The sequence below is a fragment of the Cupriavidus sp. 01L46 genome (assembly GCF_056399905.1).
On record NZ_JBFTSF010000016.1, the window covers coordinates 1 to 23,215 of the forward strand.

Consider the following 23,215-nt stretch of genomic DNA (forward strand, 5'->3'; position numbering starts at 1 on the left):
AACTTGGCCTTGTGCGGCCGGTGTTACAGCCGGATGCCTATCGGCCTCCGGGCATTCTTCGCGCGACGGCCCGAGCGCCGCCCTTGGCATGATCGGCTTCGCCTGATCGCCCGCGCGCTGTACGGGCGCGCGCCCATGCCACGGGCGGACTACCGGTCCGCCCCCGTATCGCCCTGAACACCATGAATCCGATCCTTCGCGCCGGCACCGCGGGTGCCGCCTTGCTGCTTCCCTCGTTTGCGTTCGCCTGTGCCACCTGCGGCTGCTCACTCAGCGCCGATGCCGCCATGGGCTACTCCACAATGCCGGGCTGGCGCATCAGCTTCGACTACAGCTTCATCAACCAGAACCAACTGCGCCATGGGACAGGATCCGTCCCCGCCACGCAGGCTGCCGCAATCAACGACGCTGGCGGCGGCCAGGAGGTGGAGAAGCAGACAATCAACCGTTACTACAACCTGGGACTGAGCTACAGCCCGAATAGTAGTTGGAGCTTTAGCACTATTGTTCCCATCATTGACCGCAGTCACACCACGTACGGCAATGCGACTTCCGACCAGCTCACGCCGGACAACGTGAGTGGTGTGACCGCCAGTGGCCTGGGCGATATCAAGCTCATTGGCACCTACCAGGGATTCCTGCCCACCCGAAACCTGGGTGTGCAACTTGGCGTGAAGCTGCCCACGGGCGCCTACGGAGGCCAGAATGTCGCCACCGGCGCCACCGTGGGCCGCCGCCCGGTGTTCTTCTCGTCAGGCCCGAATGCGGCTGCTGGCCAGGCGCTCGACGCCAGCCTGCAGCCCGGTACCGGCAGCACCGACCTGATTCTTGGCGCGTACTATTACCAGCCGGTCAGCCAGAATTTCGATGCGTTCATCAACGGCCAATTCCAGGCGGCGGTGATGCAACGCCTGCACGACTTCAATGCGGACTATCGTCCCGGCAATCTCCTGACCGTGAGCACCGGCCTGCGCTACGTAGCCAACCCAAAGGTGGTGCCCCAACTACAGTTCAATTTCACTCGCAAGAGCGCAGACCAGGGTGCACTCGCCGATACCATCAGTACTGGAGGTAGCGTGCTCTACCTGAGCCCCGGGGTCACCGTCGCGGTGAGCGAGCACGTGCGCGTGTACGCCTTTGTGCAGAAGGCAATCTATAGCAATCTTCAGGGATATCAGCTCTTCCCTCGCTGGACTGGCAACTTGGGGGTGTCCTATGCGTTCTGATCTCTCGTCTCGTCGCGACTGGATCCGGAAGGCCGCCGCTCTTGCCTGCGGACCATCGCTTGCTGGCTGGCACGCATCGGCGAGCGCGGAGAGCCTGGCGGTGGGGCGGCCTGCGCCACCGCTGGCGCTGCGCACGCTCGACGGGCGTACCATCGATACGCGGGACCTGCATGGCCAGGTAGTCGTACTCACGTTCTGGGCGACGTGGTGCGGCCCGTGCCACACAGAGCTTCCTGTCTTGTCGGCCTATGCGGCGGCGCACGCCCGCGAAGGGCTGACCGTGCTCGGCTTCAGCCTGGACACGCCGGACTCGCTCGCCGATGTGCGCAAGATGGCTGCCAGCCTCGCCTTTCCGGTAGGGCTGCTGGGTAGTGCCTACGCGGGTGGCTACGGCCGGGTCTGGCGCCTTCCAGTGAACTTCACCATCGACCGCGCGGGGATCCTCGCCGATAACGGCTGGGATGATGCCAGCCCGGCCTGGACAGCCGAGCGGCTGGAGCAGGTCGTCACGCCTTTGCTGAAGCGGTAGCTGTCTGATCGAGATTAGCGCCAAGCGGTTATCCGTCCCACCATACCTTCACCCCATCCTCACCTCGATCTMGTCATAACGCCGCACCCGGTACACCACCATCGAGATCAGCCAGCTCAGCACGAACACGCCGATGATCACATAGCCGAGCATGCCGAAATGCGCGTTTAGCGCGCCGATCACGTCCCACAGCCCGCCTTCGAGCCCGAGCTTGTCGGCGATCAGCCCGAGTGCTTCGATGCCGCCGATGACGACCGCGACCACCACCGAGACCAGCGTGATGGTCATGTTGTAGTAGAGCTTGCGGATCGGCTTGGTGAAGGCCCAGCCGTAGGCGCCCAGCATCAGGATGCCGTCGGTGGTGTCCACCAGCGACATGCCGGCGGTGAACAGCGCGGGGAACACCATGATGGTCCAGAAGGGTACGCCCTTGGCGGCTTCAGCGGCGGACAGGCCGAACAGCGCGACCTCGGTCGCGGTGTCGAAGCCGAGGCCAAACAGCAGCCCCATCGGGAACAGATGCCAACTGCGGCTGGCCAGCCGGAACAGCGGGCGGAACAGCCGCGAGAGCACGCCGCGGTTGTTCAGCAGCAGGTCCAGGTCCTGCTCCTTGAGCGCTTCGCCGCGCTTGACCGCGCGGAAGGCACGCCACACGGAGATCAGGATCAGCAGGTTGAAGAAGGCCAGCAGGAACAGGAACAGCGCGGAGACGCTGGTGCCAATCATGCCGCCCACGGCTTTCATGTCGGCGAAGCGTGTTTGCAGCGCGGCGGCGGCAACCGCGATGCCGATCGACATCAGCGTGACCACGGTGGAGTGGCCGAGCGAGAAGAAGAAGCCGACCGTCACCGGACGCTTGCCTTCCTGCATCAGCTTGCGCGTGACGTTGTCGATGGCGGCGATATGGTCGGCGTCAACGGCGTGGCGCAGACCGAGCGTGTAGGCCAGCACGGCGGACGCCAGCAGCATGGGGTGGTCGCGGAACGCTGCCAGTGCCCACAGCCATGCCCCCACGTTGGCGGCGATCAGGAAGACATAGAGCGCAATGACCTTGCGGCGCACGTCGGCGTCTTGGTCGTTGAAGATGCTGGCTAGAAAGCGGAACATGAGCGGTCCGTGAAAGATCGGGGATTCTGAGTGGATGGACGCCAGGCCGGGACTCATGCCCGCCGGCGGCGCCCGCGAAACAACCTGCGCCAGCCAATCACCACGCCACTGACGCAGACTACCAGCCCGGCAACCGAAAGCAACCAGACCGTTGCGTCCCAGGCTGGGCGATGGCGCACTAGCCAGCCAAAGTCCCAGCTGTGCGCGGCATGGAACAGCCATCGGTAGGCGCGGCGGCTGCGGTCGCTGCGGCCCAGCAGGTTGCCGGTGTCCGGGTCGATGTACGCCCACGTCGCGCCATCGTCGTCAAAGCGCACGCGCAGCACCGGCAGCTTGCGCGGCTGGTGGTGGCTGTACCAGTAGGCGTCATCCTCGTGCAGCAGGTCGTGGCCGGCGACGGTGGCGTCCGGCATCAGCCGCGCGGCTGCCTGGGCCAGTGCCGCGGCCGTGAGCGCCAGCGGCGCGCCGGTGTCGGCGCGATAGGCTTGCGTCGTGGCCGCGGTCGCCACCAGCATGACCGGCACGCCGGCCTGCCAGGCCAGCTTGATTTCCCTTGGGGGCACGGCGGTGTTGGACAGCAGACCCGCCAGCGTCGCGCCATCGCCGGCGGGGAAGTGCGGCAGGGTTGCCCCGGCGTAGCGTTCCAGCGCTGGCTGCGCAAACGCCCGCCCCGCAAACCACTGGTTGGGGTTGACCGACAGCCAGCCGCTGGCCAGCCACGCCAGCAGGAACAGCGATGCGGCCAGCCCGGCGATATGGTGCCAGGCCATCCAGCCGTGATAGGGCGAGGTGCCGCGGGCGCTGCCATGCGCAAACCGGCGGCGCACGCGCAGCCGCAGCCAGCCTATCCAGACGCCGCTGACGGCCACGGCAATGCACACGCCGGAGGTCCACAGCACGACCTGCCGCCATAGCGGCGGGTCGGCCCGCACCGGCGTGAAGTACAGCCAGTGCGGCACCGAGCCGAGCCAGTTCCAGAACCGTTCGGCGCGGCTCGTGTCGCGCATCACCTCGCCGGTCCTGGCAGACACGTACAGCTCGGAGCCGGCCGCATCGTCCAGCGCAATGCGATGCAGCGGCCGCCAGGGATTGAGCCCGTTGGGCACGGTCCACTGGTCGCGCTCCGCGGTTTCCACCCAGCGCGCGCCCGCCGCACCGGAGAAACGGCGGGCGATAGCTTGCGCGGCGACGGCATCCACCTGCTCGATGCGCGCCGCGTCGCGGGCGGAGACGGTGTAAGGCTTGCCGTTCCAGTCGATCATCCGGTAGACCGGGTGCGCGCCCATCATCTCCAGGCGCAGGCTGCGCGGAAAGCGGGTGAGGCCCGCGCTGGCCATCGCGGCATCCGGCGTGATCCTTACCCCGGGCAGGTCCAGCGGCGGGAGCCCCGCGTGGCGCTCGGCGTCGGTTAGCGCGGGAAAGGCCACGTACATCATGACCAATCCCGAGAGAAACCACATGGCGATCAGCAGGCAGCCCGCGATCCCGGCCCAGCGGTGCACCAGGTAGAGCCAGCGGCGCGTGAAGCGCCAGCACGCTTCACGCCAGGACAGGGGTGTGCTTGCCATGCCGGGCCTAGAAGTAGAAGTTGGCCGACAGCTCGGCCGCGCGCGGCCGGCCCAGCAGCCACTGGCTGCCGCTGTTGCCGGAGGATTCGGCGTAGTCGCGGTTGAACAGGTTGTACACGCGCAGCGTCAGCGCCGTCTTGCGCGATACGCGCCATTGCAGCGAGGCATCCACCGCCGTGTACGACGGCATGGTGGTGGTATTGGCGTTGTTGGTGTAGCGCTTGCCCACGTAGCGCAGGCCGCTGCCTACCTGCCACTGCGGTGCGAAGGCCCACGTCAGCCACAGGTTGGCCGCCTGCTGCGCAACGCTGGTGGGCACATTGCCATTGCGCGAGACCAGCGCGCCGTTCACGCTTTCCGCGAAGTTGTCGTAGCGGGCGCGCAGCACGGTGCCGTTGGCTTCCAACCGCAACCCGCGCATGAGTTCCACGCTGACCGAGGCCTCCAGCCCGCGCGAGGATTGCTCGCCCACCTGCACCGCCAACGCCGGGTTGTTGGCGTCGCGTGTCAGCAGGTTCTTCTTGACGATCTGGTAGGCGGCAAAAGTCCACTCGCCGCGCTGGTTCCAGAACGATTGCTTGACCCCGGCTTCGATCTGCCGCCCGGCGGCCAGCTTGAAATCCTTCTGTGCGTCCGAGGTGGAGATCAGTGCGTTCAGCGGATCGGTGGCGGTGGCGTACTGCGCATACACCGACAGGGCTGGCGTGAATGCGTAGACGGTGCCCGCGCGCCACGTGACGTTGTTGAAGCTGCGGGTCCAGTCGTCGCCCGTGAGCAGGTTGCCGCGTTCCAGCTGGGCATGGTCCAGCCGCACGCCGCCAATCACCGACCATTCCCGGGTCAGCTTGAGGCGGTCCTCGCCAAACAGCGCGGCTTGCGTGGTGTGGGTGCGAAAGCGCGGCGACGTGACAACGCCTGGCGGGCTGAAGAACTGGCCCGGGTCGAACTGGTAGGCATTGACCGTGGATGCGCCGCCATAGGGCGAGTTGCTGCTATTGGTGTAGTTGATGCGGTTAACGTCGAACCCCACCATGGCGGTATTGGCCATGCCGAACAACTGGCCATCGATCTTCAGGTCGGCGCGGTTGCCCACCTGTTCCTGGTCGTGCAGGATCTCCAGGTAGTCGGTGCGGCGCACCTGGCCCGTCGCGGGCAGGAAGGTATAGGACTCGGCGTCGCGCCAGTGGCGCTGGCTGGTGAGGTAGTAGAACTGGTTGCGCACCGTGACCCGCTCGTTGGGCTGCCACTGCGCCGCGAGCCGGGTCCAGCGGTCGCGGTAGGTGATGTCGGCATCGCCAACGTTGTAGTTCTTCTTGCGCAGCGAGGTGTCCAGGCCGCCGCCCGCCAGCGGCGTGCCCAGGTATTGCATCGGGTGCTGGTCGGCATCGTCATAGGACAGCGTCAGGTTGAACTCGGGCGATACGTCTAGCCGCACCGCGGCCGACACCGCCAGGCTGCGCGAGTCGCCCCGGTCCACCCAGCCGCCGGAGCGGTTATAGCTGGCGTTGAAGCGGTAGGAGAGCGTCTCGTTGACTGCGCCGCCGCTGTCGAACGCCGCGCGTGCTGTTCTTTGCGTGCCGCCGGTGAGCTGCAGCTCGTTGGCGATCGGCGCGCGTATCGGCTTCTTGGGGATCACGTTGACCACGCCGCCGATCGCGCCTTCGCCAACCATGACCGAGGCCGCGCCGCGCAGCACTTCGATGCGGTCCACGGACCAGGTATCGAAGGGGAAGGTGACGGTGCCGGAGGCCACGTAGAGGCGCGTGCCATCGTACAACTGCATCACCGAGCCTTGGCCTGCGAAGCCGCGTGCCGCGAGCGCCGTGCCGCCGTTGCCGGGCGCGCCATTGGACGTGATGCCGGTGGCGCGGGTCACGGCCTCGCGCAGCGACAAATCGCCGCGTTCGCGAATGGTGTCGCCGGACAGGACTTCCACGCTAGCGGGCGTTTCCAGCGGGGTCAGGCCAAGGCGGCTGCCGGTGCTGGTGGGCTCGGACAGCGCGAGCCCGGGCGGCTGCGAGGCGCTGCTGACTACCACCGCCGGTAGCATCGTGCTGCCGCGCGACGGCTGCGATTGCGCTCGCTCCGAAGGTTGCGCATCGTCCGCCGCCCAGGCGGCATCGGCGCCGAGGCCGGCGAAGGCCCCCAGCGATAGCGCGAGCGCGCAACGATGCGCGAGCTGGCGCGGCTTGGGCGCATGACGACATTTGCGTGGCGTGACGGCCGCCGGCGAGGCGGTACGGGCAATGCGAGGGCGCGCGGACATGAACTTTCCATCATTGGCCGCGGGCGACCCCGCCCGGCGGCAATAAACGAACCAGCCGCGGACGAGCGCGCAGTGACTGCCAGACGCGTGGCCAGCCGTCTCACGCCTGGCCGCCCGTCCGCAGCCCCGGTGATSGGTCGAAGGCCGGTATCCGGGCTTGCAGGGGGACGCCTGCCGCTGGGGCGCGTCCGGGGTGCCGCCTTCCCGCGCGATGATGCGCAGTGGCTGCCGCGGCCTGTTGGCGCGGCGTGACACCTTTGTACCTGCTGACCGTTGCGGGGGCAGCACAGGATTAGCCGCGGCATGGCCGGCGGCGCACCTGTTTCCCGTTTAACCCCCGCCGCGCGCTGCGCGCCGGAGGCACCTTCGAACCCTTGGCAGTCCACTTGCAAGGCAATTGCAAGTCAATTGCAATTGCTGGGTGGAATGCGAGGCGCATTGTAGCCGTATTTGCGCTGCTTTCGGGGGCGGATGGCAGGCGTTTTCTTTGCACCGTGCGAGTGCGCTGGCGTTTCAGCCTGGCGCAACCTGTCGCCATTTTGGTGCTTCATGCGGCATTTTCTGCGCTTCGAGGCCTTTCGTGCCGTCCTGCCGCGCCTTTCGCTAAAGAAGGCGAGCCCGGCTCCGATATCCGGAGATGCCGCATGCCTCCTGCATGACTGGCGATTGCCCCGAGAAGCGAGTGCCATGAATCGTCTGACCCTGCGAAAAAAGCTGTGGATTCCCCTTGTGCTGGCCTGGCTCGGCCTGCTGTTGCTGACCGTGATGCATGCCTTCCAGACCCGCCAGCTGCAAATGGCCGATCGCCGCAGCGAGCTGGCTAATATCGTCGACATGTCGCTCTCGCTGGTGCGCGACTATGCCGAGCAAGCGCGCCAGGGCAAGATGTCCGAGGCCGATGCCAAGGCCCAGGCCACGGCCCGCGTCGCCGCACAGCGTTATGGCAAGGATGGCTACATCACCATCGTCGGCGCGGATTCCGTGCTGTTGATGCATCCCATCAACGCCAAGCTCAACGGCAAGAACATGAGCGACTTCAAGGACGCCAAGGGCAACGCCTTGTACGCCGATATCGCGGCCCGCGGCGCGTCGGCCGACGGCGCGGGCCACCTGGACTACTGGTGGCCCAAGCCGGGCAGCGACCAGCCCAGCCCCAAGATCGGCTACGTGGCGCGCTTCAAGCCGTGGGGCTGGGATCTGGTCGCCGGCACGTATATGGATGACGTGCAAGCGCAGTTCCGCGCCTCGCTCTATCAATCGCTGGGGCTGCTGGTGCTGCTGGGCATTGTGATTTCCGCGGTGGCTACGCTGCTGATCCGCAGCATCCAGAGCTCGGTGGGCGGCGAGCCCGCTACCGCCGCGGCCCTTGCCTTGCGCATGGCCAGCGGCGACCTCACGGCGCGCGTCGAAACTCACCCGGACGACCGCTCCAGCCTGATGTACGCCATTGGCCATATGCGCGACCAGCTCGCCGGCACGGTGGCGGGCATCCAGCAATCGGCCGATTCCATCACCTCGGCGGCCCAGGAGATCGCTTCGGGCAATAGCGACCTGTCGAGCCGCACCGAGCAGCAGGCGGCCTCGCTGCAGCAGACTGCCGCCAGCATGGAGCAGATCACCGCGACGGTGCGCCAGAATGCCGACAACGCCAAGGAGGCCAGCCAGTATGTGTCCGACGCCTCGCAGATCGCGCAGCAGGGCGGCAGCGTGGTCAGCCAGGTGGTGGACAAGATGCGCGGCATCACCGCCAGCTCGCGCAAGATCAACGACATCATCGGCGTGATCGACGGCATTGCGTTCCAGACCAATATCCTGGCGCTTAACGCCGCGGTGGAAGCCGCGCGCGCCGGCGAGCAAGGACGCGGGTTTGCGGTGGTGGCTGGCGAGGTGCGCAACCTGGCGCAGCGCAGCGCGGGCGCGGCCAAGGAAATCAAGACGCTGATCGTCGAGTCGGTGGGCCAGGTCGACAGCGGCTCGGCACTGGTGGAACAGGCCGGGCAGACCATGGCCGAGATCGTCAACGCGGTCGGCCGCGTGACGTCGATCATGGACGGCATCGCCTCGGCCACCGCGGAGCAGCGCACCGGCATCGAGGAGGTCAATCGCGCGGTCGCGCAGATGGACCAGATGACGCAGCAGAACGCGGCGCTGGTGGAGCAGGCGAGCGCGGCCGCCACGTCGCTGGAAGACCAGGCCGGCGCGCTGCACCATGCCGTGTCGGCCTTTCKCCTGTTGCCCGCCTGAGCGTTGAGCGCTGACCGGGCGCTCGGCGCGCCTGGCCCTACAGCAGCGATTTGCCCTGCGCGAGGATCTTGTCGCAGACCTGCTTGGTGACCTGCTCCTTGAGGCCGCCGCCGCTCAGGTCGAACTGCTTGCCATCGCTGCTGCTCAGGATGCCCTTGGCGCCGCTGGTATAGCCGGCGTCCGACGTGGGCGCGTTACCGCCGACCTTGCCCAGCAGCTTGTCTTTGACCGAGGCGGCGCCGCTGGCACCGCCAAGGTAGTTGTTCTTCACGCAGAACTCCAGGATCCCGGCGACATTGCCGGTACTGCCCGAACTCAGCGATTGCAGCGAGGGCATTCCACTCATTCCGCCCAGGCCGCTGCCCAGGCCGCTCAGGCCACCGGACGAACTCTCGGTGCCGCCCTGCGTGGCGCCTTTGAGCAGGTCCCCGAGCTGCGCATGCGCGGCTGCCACCGGTAGCAGCGCGGCGATCAGGATCTTCAGGGCGGTGGCGCGATAGTGGCTGGCGTTCATGCGGCATCCTTCTGGCGGGGCGGAAACAGTCTTCACTATAGTGCTTGCCGCAACGGCCATTGCCCTTCGCCGCAGTGACGCTTTCTTCTCTCCGCTCTAGCCGATTTGCATGACGCGCGCATTAAGCGACGCTTCGAGTATGCAACTGATTGTTCCGCAAGTCAGAATGTCGTATCAATGATACGAATTTTCCCAAGTGCATGTATCGATTTACCCAAAACCTGGTTTTGTCGTCTTTGCGTCACGGACTGTCGCTTCCGGCACCTGAGCCACCTGAGCCGCCTGAGGCAAGGCGCGCGCCCGGAACCTGCCTAGAACGAGCCGAAGGCGCCGCCGAGCGCGATGACCGCCGCCAGCGCCGCGATCGGGCCGATGATGCCAACCACCACGATATCGCGATAGCTTTCGCGATGCGTGGTGCCGCAAACCGCCAGCAGCGTCACCACCGCGCCGTTGTGCGGMAGGCTGTCCAGTGTGCCAGCGCCAATCACGGCGACCCTGTGCATCAGGGCCGGGTCGATGCCTGTTACCTCCGATAGCTGCAGGTAAGTGCCGCCCAGCGCCTGCAGGGCGATGGTCAGCCCGCCCGAAGCCGAGCCGGTCAGCGCGGCGAGCACATTGGTGGCCACCGCCAGCGATACCAGCGGACCGCCCTCGATCGACAACACCCATTCGCGCACCAGTGCAAAGGCAGGCAGGGCAGCCACCACCGAGCCAAAGCCCACCAGGCTGGCCACGCTGATTGCCGGCAGCACGGCGGCATTGGCGCCCGCGTCCATGCTCTCGCGCAGCTTGCCCAGGCGCTTGCGGTGCAATGCCAGCAGGCAGAGGATGGCCGCTGCCAGCGCCACCAGCACCGACCATACGCCCCCCAGCGCCGCCAGGCTGGTGCCGCCCCAGCGCTCGTTGGCCAGGTAGCTCGCGTTCCAGCGGGGCAACACCAGCAAGCTCATCGCCAGGTTCACGGCCACCACCATCACCAAGGGCAGGAACGCGCTCCACGCTGCCGGCCATTCGGCGCTGCGCGCGCCGTGGCGCGCTTCGGCGGGATCGAACGCGTTGGCCACCGTGGCGCGCTCGCGCACCAGTTCATCGCCGGCGGCGCGGTCGGCGGATTCCAGCGCCTCGTCGCCAAAGCCTTCGCCTGCGCGGCGCGCGGCGCGCTCCACGCGCGCGAGCCACCACAGCCCGATGGCCAGCATGATGGCGGACGCCAGCACGCCCAGGCCCGGCGCGGCAAACGGCGTGGTGCCGAAGAACGGCATCGGGATCGCGTTCTGGATGGCTGGGGTGCCGGGTAGGGCGGACATGGTGAAGGTGGAGGTGCCCAGCGCGATCGCCGCCGGCATCAGCCGGCGCGGGATCTGCGCGGCGGCGAACAGCGCTTGTGCCATCGGCGCCAGCACGAAGAAGGCCACGAACAGGCTGACACCGCCGTAGGTGACCAACGCGCCGGCCAGCACCACCGCCAGGATGGCGCGCGGGGGGCCGAGCTTGAKCGTCATCCATGCGGCGATGGCGTTGACGCAGCCGCTGTCATCCATCAGTTTGCCGAACAGCGCGCCGAGCAGGAACAACGGGAAGAACTGGGCAAGGAAGCCCGCGGCGCTGCCCATGAAGGTCTGGGTCCAGTGCGCCAGCAGGGGCTCGCCGGCCGTGGCCGCGGCCAGCAGCGACGCCGCCGGCGCCAGCACCAGGATGCTCCAGCCCCGGTAGGCCAGCCAGATCAGCAGGCCAAGGGCCAGCAGGATGCCAAGAAGGCCCATGGTGTCAGTGCTCCCGCAGCGGTTTTCAAGCCTTTACAGCATAGGTGACGCGGCGCAGCGAGCGGTGCGGCGATGCGCGCTATTGCGCCTGCCGCTCCAGCACCTCCCAGAGCGCCAGCAGGGTAGGGTTGCTGGCATGGGTGGCGCGATACGCGCAGATATCGAATGCCGAGCACCACGCGGCGTCTCCCGCCGGCACCAGCGTGCCCGCCGCGAGCGCATCGGCCGCGGTGGTGCGCGGCAGCCAGGCCACGCCGTGGCCCTCGCTGGCCATCTTCATCAGCAGGATTGCCATGTCGGCCTCATAGCAACGCTCCAGCGCGCGGCGTGGCGGCGCGTCTTCGAGAATCACCTCGACGATGCGGCCAAGCGTGGTGCTGGCCGTGTAGGCCAGGTGGGGAATCGGTTTGGCGCCGCTACTGCCTAGCGGGAACAGCGGGGCGCCGCGCGCATTGGGCGCGCACAGCGGCATCAGCACGTCGTGCCCCACCGTGAGGCTGCGGAATTTGTCCGGATCCAGCGAGACCGGCACCCGCGCATGGTTGTAGCCCAGCATCAGGTCGCAGTTGCCCTCCGACAGCGCCACCACGGCTTCGAGCACGTTGGCGGCCACGACCCGGGCATTGAACTGGCCGTAGCGCTTCTGGCATGCCTTGAGCCAGCCCGCCAGGAAGGTCAGCGACAAGGTATGCCCGGCGGCGATCTGGATGGCCTTGCCCGGCATGCGGCTTTCCTGGCGCAGCGTGGCACGTGCCTCCATCAGCAGCGTGAGTGCCTCGCGCCCGCTGGTGCAGAAGGTCTTGCCGGCCGGGGTCAGGTCCATGGGGAAGGTGTTGCGGTCGACCAGCACCGCGCCCGCCCAGTCTTCCAGCGAACGGATGCGCCGCGACAACGCCGACTGCGTGATATGCCGCAACTCGGCGGCGCGCGAGAAGCTGCGCGTCTTCTCCAGGACCAGCAGGTCGTCGATCCATTTCAGCTGCATGGGATGTGCCTTCGGAAGCGTCGGAACGGTGAGGGAAAGCTTGCCGCCAGCTTGGCCTGGCAAGGGCGCCAGGCCGTGGCCGCAATGCGTATTCCATTTTCGCATAGCTCTATGGCCGATCCGCATCCCGGTGGCCGCCKGGCGCGCCTAAAATCTGCGCTTCCCGTCAGTCAATATCGCCCCAAGGCGAAGCCAGATCCAGCATGACAGGGGCGCGCAAACAAGCCGGCAGCCAAAGCGGCTGGGCCCCGGAACGTTCCGACTCTACCTCGGCAGTTAACGTCTTCGACGCTATCCGGAGCAACCCTGATCATGTTTATCCCGTCGCTTTACCGTACCCGCCCGTTGCAGGGGCCAGCCCGTCTCTTCCGTGGGGGCAAGCGGGCACAAGCTGGCCTGCTGCTGGCGCTGGCCGCGGGCGCCGCTGCCACCACCACGCCAGCCGCCGCAGCGGATTACCCGGACCACGCGGTCCAGCTGGTGCTGTCCTTCCCGCCGTCCGGCGCCACCGATGTGCTGGCGCGCGCGGTGGGCCAGCGCCTGTCCACCGTGCTCAAGCAACCGGTGGTGGTGGACAACCGCCCCGGCGCCGGCGGGGCCATCGGCATGAGCTTCGCGGCCAAGGCCGCGCCTGATGGCTATACGCTTTACCTGGCCGCTGTCAGCAATGCCGCCATTGCGGCTGCAACGTATAGCAACCAGCCTGCCAGCCTCGCCCGCGATTTCGTGCCCATTGCCGGCATCGGCACCGTGCCGCATATCCTGGTGGTGCCGTCCTCGTTGCCGGTGCATTCGGTGCCTGAGCTGGTCGGCCTGCTCAAGGCGTCTCCCGGCAAGTACAACTTCGCCTCGCAAGGCTCCGGCACGTTGTCGCACCTGGAGTCGGAGCTGTTCAAGCTGCGAACGGGGGTGGACGTGRTGCACGTGCCGTACAAGGGCAGGCCTTTCGCGCTGCCGGACCTGATGGCGGGCCGGGCGAGCATGATGTTCGACAGCATTCCCTCGGCCCTGCCGCACGTGAAATCCGGCAAGCTACGGTTGCTGGCGGTGGCGTCCGATCACCGCCTGGGTTCCTTGCCCGATGCCCAAACGGTGACCGAGGCCGGCATCCGGGACTTCCGTGCCGACAACCTGTTCGGCCTGGTTGCGCCCAAGGGCACGCCGCCCCAGGTGCTCAAGCAGCTTTCCGCCGCGATGAAGGAGGTGCTGGCCTCGCCGGAGCTGGCCACGGCCATGGAAGCGCAGGGCGTGCAGATCAAGTACACCGCGCCCGAGCCGTTCGGCCGCATGATCGGCGACGAGATGCGCGCATGGGAGAAGGTGGCGCGCGCGGCCAACGTCAAGATCGAGTAGCCGCCGCGCAAGAACAAAACACAAACGCATCTGGCCGGCGCTGCCGTGCAAGCCGCTGGCCAGATTCCCCCAACCCTCCGAGTCTCGCAAAGCCATGACCAATTTCTGGAATTTCCCTTATCCCTCGCAACGCGTGCCCGTGCTGGCCGACAACGTGGTGGCCACCTCGCAGCCGCTGGCGGCCGCGGCAGGCCTGCGCATGCTGGCCCGTGGCGGCAATGCCGTGGACGCGGCGCTGGCCACGGCGATCGCGCTGACCGTGGTCGAGCCGTGCATGAACGGGATCGGCGGCGATGCCTTTGCGCTGATCTGGGACGGCAAGGAACTGCACGGCCTGAACGCCAGCGGACGGGCGCCGGCGGCGTGGACGCCCGAGTATTTCTCGCGCTACGCCAGCATGCCGCTCAACGGCTGGGACACCGTGACCGTGCCGGGCGCCGTTTCCGGCTGGCGCGCCACGTGGGAAAAATTCGGCAGCCTGCCGTTTGCCGAGCTCTTCGAGCCCGCGCTGGAATACGCGCGCAACGGGTTCCTGGTCTCGCACACCGTGCACCGCCAGTGGCAGGCGCAGGTGCCCGTGCTGATCGACAAGCCGGGCTTTGCCGACGCCTTCGCGCCGAACGGGCGCGCGCCGCTGCCGGGCGAGCGCTTCATCTGCACGGGCCAGGCACAGACGCTGGCGCGCATCGCCGAGACCAAGGGCGACGACTTCTATCACGGTGAGCTGGCCGGCCGCATCGCCGCGCATGCGCGCGCCACCGGCGGGCTGATCAGCGAGGCCGACCTCGCCGCTCATCGCGCGGACTGGGTCCAGCCGATCAGCATGTCCTATCGCGACCTGGAGTTGTTCGAAATCGGCCCGAACGGGCAGGGCATCGGCGCGCTGATGGCGCTGGGCATGCTGGAGCATTTCGATGTMGCGGCGATGGGCGTGGACTCCGCCGCCGCTATCCATGTGCAGGTGGAAGCCATGAAGCTGGCGTTTGCCGATCTGCACGAGTACGTGGGCGACCATACGGCAATGACCGAGGTGCAGGCCGCCCACCTGCTCGATCGCGGCTACCTGGCCAGCCGCGCCAAGGCCATCGACCCGGAGCGCGCGGCGGCGGCCGGCCCGGGCAGGCCCCACAGCGGCGGCACCGTGTACCTGACCACGGCGGACCGCAACGGCATGATGGTGTCGTACATCCAGTCCAACTTCAAAGGCTTCGGCTCCGGCGTGGTCGTGCCCGGCACCGGCATCGCGCTGCATAACCGTGGCTGGGGCTTCAACCTCAAGCCGGGCCACCCCAACCAGGTGTGCCCTGGCAAGCGGCCGTTCCACACCATCATCCCCGGCTTTCTGATGCGCAAGGGCGCGCCGCTGGCCAGCTTCGGCGTGATGGGCGGCTCGATGCAGGCGCAAGGCCACCTGCAAATGACCAGCCGGCTCGCGGATTTCGGCCAGAATCCGCAGGCCGCGTGCGATGCGCCTCGCTGGCGCGTGCTGGACGACAACGCCACCATCGCGGTGGAGTGGAATTGCCCGGCCGCCACGGTGGAAGGCTTGCGCGCGCGCGGCCACAAGGTGGACGTGGCGCCCCGGGGCAACCTCGAATTCGGCGGCGCGCAGATCGCGATGCGCCTGGAGGATGGCTACGCGGCGGCTTCGGACCATCGCAAGGACGGCTATCCGCTGGGGTTCTGAGCGCGCCCCTGCCTGCCGGCCGTCGGCACCGGAGTGGCGCGCGCGCCAGCCACGGCGCAAAAAAATACGCCGGTGCGTGGTCCAGGGCACATTAAACGGCCGTACCACGGGCCTACACTGGCGCCATCCCTTCGAGGAAGGCCGCCATGAACAAGCTAAGGTCCAGCCGTCTGCTCGATCGCATCTCGCCGTCCGTGCTGGCCGACCTGCGCCGCATGCGCGTCGCCGCCGAGGCCGAGCGTGCCCTGGCCGCACAGGCTGCGGCAAGTGGCGCGGGTGCCGGAGAATGCGGCAACAACCCGCTAAACGACGCTAATTATGTCGAAATGGCGTGCTACGACCCAAGGCGCGGCAAATTCGTGATGGAGCGCCGCAGCGCCGGCCCGCGCGTTAAATAGGCGCTCGCCCCGCCAATCTGAAGGCGGTGCCGCGCGCTCCAGGCCAGCGCCAGGCACGGCGGCGCTGGCGGTGGACTGCACGGCACCCCCCTCCAGCCTCCTTCTTCGGCTGGCGGCCGTGCCCATGGCCGGAGTTGGTATAATCGCCCACTACCCCAAACATGCCGCCTGGCGCTGCATGCCGGGCTGTGGCGACAAGCCAGGCCTAGGCAGTAAAGCAGCACGGCGGTCCAACGCGTGACGAGGAGTTACGTGGCCGGAACAGAAATCGCAGTGCAAACCGTCCCGCAAGCGGGCCATGCCGTATCGTCCGGCAGCTCATTCCATACCGCCCTCAAGATCCTGCCCGCCGCGCAACGCGAGGCGATGTTCGAGATCTATGGCTTTTGCCGTGCGGTGGACGATATTGCCGATGGCGACGGCCCGCGCGCCACGCGCCTTGCCGGGCTTGACGCCTGGCGCGACGATCTTGCCGCGTGCTACGCCGGCACGCCGCCGGCGGCATTGCGCGGGCTGGCTGCCCAGATTCAGCGCTTCGGCTTGCAGCAGGAGGATTTCCTCGCTGTCATCGATGGCATGGCCATKGACGTGCACGCGGATATCCGCGCGCCGGACAACGCTACGCTGGATCTCTATTGCGACCGCGTGGCCAGCGCGGTGGGGCGCCTTGCCGTGCGCGTGTTCGGCATGGAGCGCGATGCCGGCGTAGCGCTGGCGCATCACCTTGGCCGCGCGTTGCAACTGACCAATATCCTGCGCGATATCGACGAAGACGCGGAGCTGGGCCGTGTGTACCTGCCGGCCGAAGCGCTGCTGGGCGCGGGCGTGCCGATCGGCACGCCGCATGCCATCGTCGGGCATCCCGCCGTTGGCCGCGCGTGCCTGGAAGTCGCGCAGCAGGCGCAGGCGTACTACGACCAGGCATTCGCCATCATGAACGCGGCGCCGCGCCGCACGGTCCGTTCGCCGCGCATCATGGGCGAGGTCTACCACGTGATCCTGCAGCGTTTGCTGGCCCGCGGCTGGGCCAACCCGCGGGCGCGGGTTCGCGTGCCGCGCGCGCGATTGCTATGGATTTTGCTGCGGCATGGCCTCGTGTGAGGTGAATCCGCCGATTGACTGCCGCCCATGGCCGCTCGCGGCCGCGTGCGGCATTGCCGTAATTGCGTTGTTGAAAAGAGGACATCGAAACCGATGAGCCAAGTTGCACTATCCCCCAATTCGAATGAGCCCGCGCATGCCGCGCCCGCGCCGGACGAGTTGGAAGGCACGCTTGACCGCGCGCTAGACGCCTTGCTGGCCACCCAGCGGCCGGACGGCCACTGGGTGTTCGAGCTGGAGGCCGACGCGACGATTCCGGCGGAATACGTATTGCTGGTGCACTATCTGGGCGAGCCCCCGGATACCGTGCTGGAAGCCCGTATCGCGCGCTACCTGCGCCGCATCCAGAATGCCGATGGCGGCTGGCCGCTGTTCCATCAGGGCCGCTCGGACATCAGCGCCAGCGTGAAGGCGTATTTCGCGCTCAAGATGATTGGCGACGACACCGAGTCGGAGCCTATGCGCCGTGCCCGCGCCGCCATCCATGGGATGGGCGGTGCCGAGGCCAGCAATGTCTTCACCCGCACGCTGCTCGCGCTGTACGGCGTGATGCCATGGCAGGCGGTGCCGATGATGCCGGTGGAGATCATGCTGCTGCCGCTGTGGTTCCCGTTCCACCTGTCCAAGGTCGCGTACTGGGCCCGCACGGTGATCGTGCCGCTGCTGGTGCTCAACAGCCTGCGTCCCCAGGCCAGGAACCCGCGTGGCGTGGGCATCGACGAATTGTTCATCCGTCCTTGCCAGGCAGCCCGGCTGGCCCCGCGCGCGCCGCACCAGAAGCGCGTGTGGTTCGGCTTGTTCCGTGTGCTGGACGCCGGCTTGCGCGTGGCGGAGCCGTTGTTCCCCCGCAGCCTGCGCGCGCGCGCCATTGCCCGCGCCGAGAAGTTCGTGCGCGAACGCCTGAACGGCGAGGATGGCCTGGGTGCGATCTTTCCGGCCATGGCGAATGCCGTGATGATGTTCGACGTGCTCGGCGTGCCGCGCACCGATCCCGACGTGGCGGTGGCCCGCGCCTCCATCGAGAAGCTGCTGGTGGTGCATGGCGACGAGGCCTATTGCCAGCCGTGCCTGTCGCCGGTGTGGGACACCTCGCTGGCCAGCCACGCCTTGCTGGAGGTGGGCGGCCCGCGAGCCGAGGCGGCCGTTGAGCGCGGCTTGCAATGGCTGCGCCCGCTGCAGGTGCTGGACGTGCGCGGCGACTGGATCGTGCGGCGTCCCGACGTGCGTCCCGGCGGCTGGGCTTTCCAGTACGCCAACCCGCATTACCCGGACGTGGACGACACCGCCGTGGTGGCGATGGCCATGGACCGCGCGGCGCGCACCGGCGCAGCCGCGCCGGCCGTGGCGCCGGCCAGCCATCTTTCACGCTACGAGGAGGCTGTCAGCCGCGCGCGCGAGTGGGTGGCGGGCATGCAGAGCGGYAACGGCGGCTGGGGCGCGTTCGAGCCCGAGAACACGCATGAGTACCTGAACAATATCCCGTTCGCGGATCACGGCGCGTTGCTCGATCCGCCCACCGCCGACGTCTCGGCGCGCTGCCTGTCGATGCTCGCGCAACTGGGCGAGACCGCGGCCAGCAGCGAAGCCTTCCGGCGCGCCCAGCGTTACCTGCTCGACGAGCAGATGGCCGACGGCAGCTGGTACGGCCGCTGGGGCACGAACTATGTCTACGGCACGTGGAGCGCACTGTGCGCGCTCAATGCCGCCGGCATGGCGCCGCAAGCGCCGGAAATGCGCCGCGCCGCCGACTGGCTGATCTCGATCCAGAACGCCGATGGCGGCTGGGGCGAGGACGGCAGCAGCTACCGCCTCGACTACCAGGGCTACGAGACCGCGCCGAGCGTGCCGTCGCAAACCGCCTGGGCGGTGCTGGGCCTGATGGCCGCGGGCCAGGTCGACCATCCGGCCGTGGCGCGCGGTGTGGACTACCTCATGCGCATGCAGCAGGCCGACGGCCTGTGGAGCGAGGCACGCTTCACCGCGGTGGGCTTCCCCCGCGTGTTCTACCTGCGCTACCACGGCTACGCGCGCTTCTTCCCGCTGTGGGCGCTGGCGCGCTACCGCAACCTGCGCCGCGATGGCACGCGGGCAGTGGCGTGGGGGATGTGACCGCGCCAAGCTTGCCGCAACGCCATGCCGGTCCCACGCTGGTGGTGGCCGGCATGCGCTTCGAGGCCGGCATCGCCGCCGGCCCCGGCGTTGAAACCCTGCACGGCCTGCGCGCCGAAKCCTTGGCGCAAGGCCTGCKGCAACGCCTGGCGCGTCCCTGCGCCGGCGTGATCAGCTTTGGCGTGGCCGGCGGGCTGGATCCCGCGCTGTTGCCCGGCCGGGTGATCGTCGCCTCTGCCATTCATGATGGGAATCGATCGCGGCCCGTTGACGCCAGCTGGTCGCACGCGCTTTCGCTTGCCTTGCCCGAGGCCATCTCCGGCACGCTTGCCGGCGCTGACCAGGCAGTGACTTCGGTGGCGGCCAAGACGGCCTTGCATGCGGCCACCGGTGCGCTGGCGGTCGACATGGAATCGCACATCGCGGCGCGTGTCGCCGAGGAATTCGGGCTGCCGTTCGCCGCCTGCCGGGTGGTGATCGATCCCGCGCAGCGGGAAGTGCCGCCCGCCGCGGTGGCCGGCATGGGCCCCGATGGCAGCACCGATATCTGGGCATTGCTCAAGGCGCTGCTGGCGGGGCCTGGACAGGTGCCGGACCTGATCCGGCTGGGCAGGGATGCGAGGCTGGCCAGGCTTGCGCTGCTGGCCGCCAGGGGCAGGGTGGGGGTGGGGTTTGGCTTAGGCTTGGGCTTGGATTAAGGCCTGGGGCAGCCTGAAGCCTGCCTGGTGCTGCATGCAGCGCCAGACAGGGTCAAGCCAGGCTCAGGGCTTCTTCGCTTCGCCTTCCGCCGTCTTGTCTTCCGTGCCAGCAGGCGCGGGGGTGGCGGCCGGCGCCGCGGGTGCGCCAGGCGCAGGCGCCGCGTTTTCGGCCGGCGCGTCGGTATCCTCATATTCCGGCAGTTTCCCTCCACCGCCCTGGATCAGGTACTGCCTGCGCTGGCGGTATGCATCGCGCACAAAGCTGTACTTATCCAGCGCCGCCAGCGACAGCAGATCGGTCGCGCCAAGCGCATTGGTCCGTGCGTCCAGGAAGCCCAGGCCCCATAGGCCCCACTTCACGCCTTCATCGTTTACCCACGTGGTCGGGGACAGCTGGAAGTTCACATACAGCCCAACGCCGTCGCGGACCGAGCTGGGGCCGAACAGCGGCAGGACCAGGTACGGGCCGGCCGGCACGCCCCACACGCCGAGCGTCAGCCCGAAGTCCTGGGAGTGCTTGCTGATGCCGGCGGGCGTGGCGATATCGATCAGGCCGCCAATGCCCAGCACGGAGTTCACTGCCACCCGCATGAAGCTCTCCGCCGCATCCACGCCCTTGCCTTGCAGCAGGTTGTTGACCGTATTGCCGACGTCGGCGAGGTTCGAATAGAAATTGGTGACCGCGGTGCGCACCGGTTGCGGCGTGACGGCGCGGTAGCCCTTGGCCAGCGGCGTCGCCACGTACTCGTCCGCCTTGTCGTTGACCTTGAAGACAACGCGGTTGAGCGGCTCCAGGGGGTCGTCAGGGCTGGCTTGCGGGCCGCTGGCGCAGGCTGTGGCCAACAGCGAGAACGAGAGCGCCGGCAGGAGGCGAGAGAGGCGAGAGTTGGGGTGAGTCATTGTTCTATGGGGACGAGATATCAATGGGCCGGACCGGTGGGGGGGGCCGACCGCGCGCGCGGCCGCCCCATCAGGATCGGCTGAAAGAATACGGCACCGACCAGCGTGCATGCTAGCGCGAGTGCCAGCAACTTGCCCATGCTGGCCGTGCCCGGATGCTGGGACAGCCACAGGCTGCCGAAGGCGGCGGCGGTGGTGGCGGCGCTGAACAGCACGGCGTGTGTCAGCGGGGATTGCAGCAGTTGGGTCTTGCCCTCGCGCCACGCGATCACATAGTAGATCTTGAAGGCCACGCCGATACCGAACAGCAGCGGCAGCGCGATCACGTTGGCGAAATTGAGCGGAATGCCGAATACGACGCACAGCTCCAGTGTTACCAAGGCGGACACCAGCAGCGGCACCAACGTGCGCAGCACATCGCCCAGGCGGCGCAGCGTGATCCACAGCAGCAGCGTGATCGACAGCACGGCCCACACGCCGGCCTGTGCAAAGGCCGTCATGATAGTGTCGGCGGAGCCGCGGATCGAGATCGGGCGGCCAACCGCGGTGGGCTCGACGCGCTGGACGGCGTCGATAAAGCGCGTGAGCGCGGCGTCGCGCGCATCGTTGTCACTGGTGTTGGAAGCGTCTCCCGGCGTGGCCGCGACGGGAAGCTTGGGGCTCACGCTGACGAGCGCCTGGCCATCCGGGGCGACCCAGTCGCGCACCAGCGCCGGCGGCAGGGTTTCGCGGGCGATCGGCTGTGGCGCTAGTGCGTGCTGCAGGCGCGCCAGCGCCAGGCGCAGCGGCTGGGCAATGGCTTGCCCGGCGCGCTCGCGGGTGGCCGCGTCCGCGGCGGCCAGCTTTCGCAGCGAGGCTGCCAGGCGCGCCGCTTCGGCGGCACCCGGGCCGGGGTGCTCGTCCGCGGCCAGCGCGAGCTGGCGTGCCGCGTTCTTGAGCGAATTGACCAGCCTGGCATCGTTGGCAGGAGTGGCTGTTGTCTGCGTCAGCACCGGCATCAGGCTGGCCGAGGCGGCGGCGATCAAGGCGAGCCGCGCTGGCTGGTCGTCGGGGATGAAGGTCTGCAGCGTGACCGCGCGCGAGACTTCCGGCAGCGCCGCCAGGCGGGCAGCGGCGGCCTGCGCGGCGGCCAGCGAGGGCGCCAGCACGCTGACGTTGTCGGTGCCGGCCTGGGGCGCGTCCTTGAGCGAGAGCAAGGTGGCCATCGACTCGGAGTGCGGATCCTTGAGGTGCAGCGGATCGAAGTCGAAGCGCAGGTGCATCAGCAGCGGCGATCCCGCCAGAATCAGGGCGCCGGTTGCCAGCAGCACGGCCTTGCGATTGCGCTCGAAGAAATCGTCGGCGGGCGCCAGCCATTTAAAGCCTGGCACTTCGACCCGTCCCGCTTCGTCCTTCGGGCGGAACACGGCGATCAGGGCGGGCAACAGCGTGATGGTGGTGAGGAACGCCACCAGCATGCCCACGCCGGCGATCTGGCCCAGCTCGGCCACGCCGCGATAGTTGGTGGGCAGGAAGCAGAAGAAGGCCGCCGCGGTGGAGGCCGCGGCCAGCGCCAGCGGTACGCCGACTGCCCGTGCCGTGCTGGCCAGCGCGTCCGCGATGTCGGTGTGCACATGGCGCTCGGCGCGGTAGCGCACGCCAAACTGGATGCCGAAATCCACGCCCAGGCCGACAAACAATACGGCAAAGGCCACCGAGATCATGTTGAGCGCGCCCACCATGGCCAGCCCGAGGGCAGCGGTGATGGCCAGTCCGACCGCCAGGCTGGCCAGCACGGCCAGGATCAGGCGCTTGGAGCGCAACGCCAGCCACAGGATCAGGATCACCACCAGCACCGTCAGCGCGCCATTGAAGGCCGCGCCTTCCTTGACCGAGGCAAACTCGTCGTCGGCCAGCGCCTGCGAGCCGGTCAGGCGTACCTGGGCGGCGTAGCGCTGTGCCAGGCCCAGCTTGGTGGCCGTGGCGCGGATGGCATCGGCGGCATGCGCGCCGGCCTGCAAGCCAGCGTAGTCAAGCACGGGGCTGAGCGCGACGAACGCCGTGGCGGGATGGCMCGGGGCGGGCTCCTGGCTCGAATCCACCAGCCCGGTCCAGGACAAGGCGCCCGGCTTGCCAGCCAGTACCCGGTCGACCGTATCCGCGCTCTTGCCGAGCAGCGTGGCCATGTCGCCCAGCTTGACCTGCCCCAGTTGCAGCGGCAGCGACAGCGTGGTCGCCAGCGTATCGGAAAGGCCGCGCAGGGTCGGGTCGTGCGCCAGCGCGTTCAGCAGCGGCCGCGCCTCGGTCAGCTGCGACGTAACGTCGCGCAGCTTGGCGGTATCGACGAAGAGCAGGCCGTTGCGTTCGAAGAACTCGCCGCCACCGGGCTGGCTGACGGCGCGAAAGAGCTTGCCTTGCTTGGCGAGCGCGCCGGCCAGCTCATTGGCGGCGGCGTCCGCCAGCTCGGGGGCCGGCGCCTGCACCACCGCCAGGATCATCTGGTCGCGTTGGGGAAACGCGGCGCTGACGGCGGCATCGCGGCGCGCCCAAGGCTGGTCCGAYTCGAGCAGGCGGCTGATATCGGTATTGATGGCGAAATGGCCGGCCACATAGACGCYGCTGACGATGGTCAGCAGCAACGCCAGCGCGATGACGGGCCACGCGCGGCGGGTGGAAAACTGGACAATGCGGATGACCAACGACGTCAACATGGGCGATATAGGGAGCAGTAACTGTGTGGTGCGCGACGACGCGCGTAGTCAAAGGCGCAAAGCAGGGCGCAACG

17 protein-coding genes and 1 riboswitch are annotated in these 23,215 nt (G+C 68.1%); of the genes, 9 read left to right on the plus strand and 8 right to left on the minus strand.

The annotated features are described in order from the left end of the window. Positions 1-182 precede the first annotated feature (182 nt). Positions 183-1,226, plus strand: a complete 1,044-nt coding sequence (locus tag AC1DS3_RS04875; protein ID WP_441638295.1) for a transporter — start codon at positions 183-185, stop codon at positions 1,224-1,226. Further along, positions 1,216-1,755, plus strand: a complete 540-nt coding sequence (locus tag AC1DS3_RS04880; protein ID WP_441638297.1) for a TlpA disulfide reductase family protein — start codon at positions 1,216-1,218, stop codon at positions 1,753-1,755. Before AC1DS3_RS04875 ends, AC1DS3_RS04880 begins: the two co-directional genes overlap by 11 nt. Before the next feature lie 48 nt (positions 1,756-1,803). Here AC1DS3_RS04880 and AC1DS3_RS04885 read toward each other — a convergent pair whose 3' ends face one another. The 3 genes from AC1DS3_RS04885 to AC1DS3_RS04895 are packed head-to-tail and all read right to left on the minus strand — an operon-like array spanning position 1,804 to position 6,696. After that, complete coding sequence (locus tag AC1DS3_RS04885; RefSeq protein ID WP_477126767.1) at positions 1,804-2,862, minus strand: HoxN/HupN/NixA family nickel/cobalt transporter; 1,059 nt, start codon at positions 2,860-2,862, stop codon at positions 1,804-1,806. A 53-nt stretch (positions 2,863-2,915) separates the two neighbouring features. Further along, positions 2,916-4,430 carry a PepSY domain-containing protein gene (locus AC1DS3_RS04890; protein ID WP_441638301.1) on the minus strand — a complete coding sequence of 505 codons (1,515 nt, stop codon included), beginning with the start codon at positions 4,428-4,430 and terminating at the stop codon, positions 2,916-2,918. A 7-nt stretch (positions 4,431-4,437) separates the two neighbouring features. Continuing rightward, entirely contained in the window at positions 4,438-6,696 is a 2,259-nt protein-coding gene (locus AC1DS3_RS04895) for a TonB-dependent receptor (protein WP_441638303.1), read from the minus strand. 125 nt (positions 6,697-6,821) lie between these two features. Further along, positions 6,822-7,079, minus strand: a riboswitch (cobalamin riboswitch). Positions 7,080-7,383: 304 nt separating this feature from the next. Here AC1DS3_RS04895 and AC1DS3_RS04900 point away from each other — a divergent pair. Then, the gene (locus AC1DS3_RS04900; RefSeq protein WP_477126768.1) at positions 7,384-8,940 is read left to right on the plus strand and encodes a methyl-accepting chemotaxis protein; all 1,557 of its coding nucleotides are present in this window, start codon (positions 7,384-7,386) and stop codon (positions 8,938-8,940) included. A gap of 37 nt (positions 8,941-8,977) precedes the next feature. Here the strand turns inward: AC1DS3_RS04900 and AC1DS3_RS04905 are convergent, their stop codons facing one another. The 3 genes from AC1DS3_RS04905 to AC1DS3_RS04915 form a co-directional block, all read right to left on the minus strand. Continuing rightward, entirely contained in the window at positions 8,978-9,454 is a 477-nt protein-coding gene (locus AC1DS3_RS04905; RefSeq protein ID WP_441638307.1) for a YjjA family protein, read from the minus strand. Between the two features lie 311 nt (positions 9,455-9,765). Further along, positions 9,766-11,220, minus strand: coding sequence for a GntP family permease (locus AC1DS3_RS04910; protein ID WP_477126769.1), 1,455 nt, complete (start codon positions 11,218-11,220; stop codon positions 9,766-9,768). Positions 11,221-11,299: 79 nt separating this feature from the next. Beyond that, positions 11,300-12,205 carry a LysR substrate-binding domain-containing protein gene (locus AC1DS3_RS04915; RefSeq protein ID WP_477126770.1) on the minus strand — a complete coding sequence of 302 codons (906 nt, stop codon included), beginning with the start codon at positions 12,203-12,205 and terminating at the stop codon, positions 11,300-11,302. Positions 12,206-12,517: 312 nt separating this feature from the next. On the opposite strand from AC1DS3_RS04915, the gene AC1DS3_RS04920 reads away from it, so the two are divergent. From AC1DS3_RS04920 to AC1DS3_RS04945, 6 genes are all read left to right on the plus strand, one after another. After that, entirely contained in the window at positions 12,518-13,558 is a 1,041-nt protein-coding gene (locus AC1DS3_RS04920; RefSeq protein WP_477126771.1) for a Bug family tripartite tricarboxylate transporter substrate binding protein, read from the plus strand. A 94-nt stretch (positions 13,559-13,652) separates the two neighbouring features. Continuing rightward, the gene (locus AC1DS3_RS04925) at positions 13,653-15,245 is read left to right on the plus strand and encodes a gamma-glutamyltransferase family protein (protein ID WP_441638315.1); all 1,593 of its coding nucleotides are present in this window, start codon (positions 13,653-13,655) and stop codon (positions 15,243-15,245) included. Positions 15,246-15,391: 146 nt separating this feature from the next. Beyond that, positions 15,392-15,643: a hypothetical protein gene (locus tag AC1DS3_RS04930; RefSeq protein ID WP_441638317.1), complete on the plus strand. Its 252-nt coding sequence runs from the start codon at positions 15,392-15,394 to the stop codon at positions 15,641-15,643. 252 nt (positions 15,644-15,895) lie between these two features. Further along, entirely contained in the window at positions 15,896-16,744 is an 849-nt protein-coding gene (hpnD, locus tag AC1DS3_RS04935) for a presqualene diphosphate synthase HpnD (RefSeq protein WP_477126772.1), read from the plus strand. A 93-nt stretch (positions 16,745-16,837) separates the two neighbouring features. Next, positions 16,838-18,853, plus strand: a complete 2,016-nt coding sequence (gene shc / locus AC1DS3_RS04940) for a squalene--hopene cyclase (RefSeq protein WP_441638321.1) — start codon at positions 16,838-16,840, stop codon at positions 18,851-18,853. Then, positions 18,850-19,551, plus strand: coding sequence for a phosphorylase (locus tag AC1DS3_RS04945; protein ID WP_477126773.1), 702 nt, complete (start codon positions 18,850-18,852; stop codon positions 19,549-19,551). The genes shc and AC1DS3_RS04945 overlap by 4 nt, the downstream gene beginning before the upstream one ends. A 63-nt stretch (positions 19,552-19,614) precedes the next feature. Here the strand turns inward: AC1DS3_RS04945 and AC1DS3_RS04950 are convergent, their stop codons facing one another. Beyond that, entirely contained in the window at positions 19,615-20,451 is an 837-nt protein-coding gene (locus AC1DS3_RS04950; protein ID WP_441638325.1) for an MlaA family lipoprotein, read from the minus strand. Positions 20,452-20,471: 20 nt separating this feature from the next. Next, on the minus strand, positions 20,472-23,141 hold the full coding sequence (gene hpnN, locus AC1DS3_RS04955) for a hopanoid transporter HpnN (RefSeq protein ID WP_477126774.1): 2,670 nt from the start codon (positions 23,139-23,141) through the stop codon (positions 20,472-20,474). Positions 23,142-23,215: the final 74 nt, after the last annotated feature.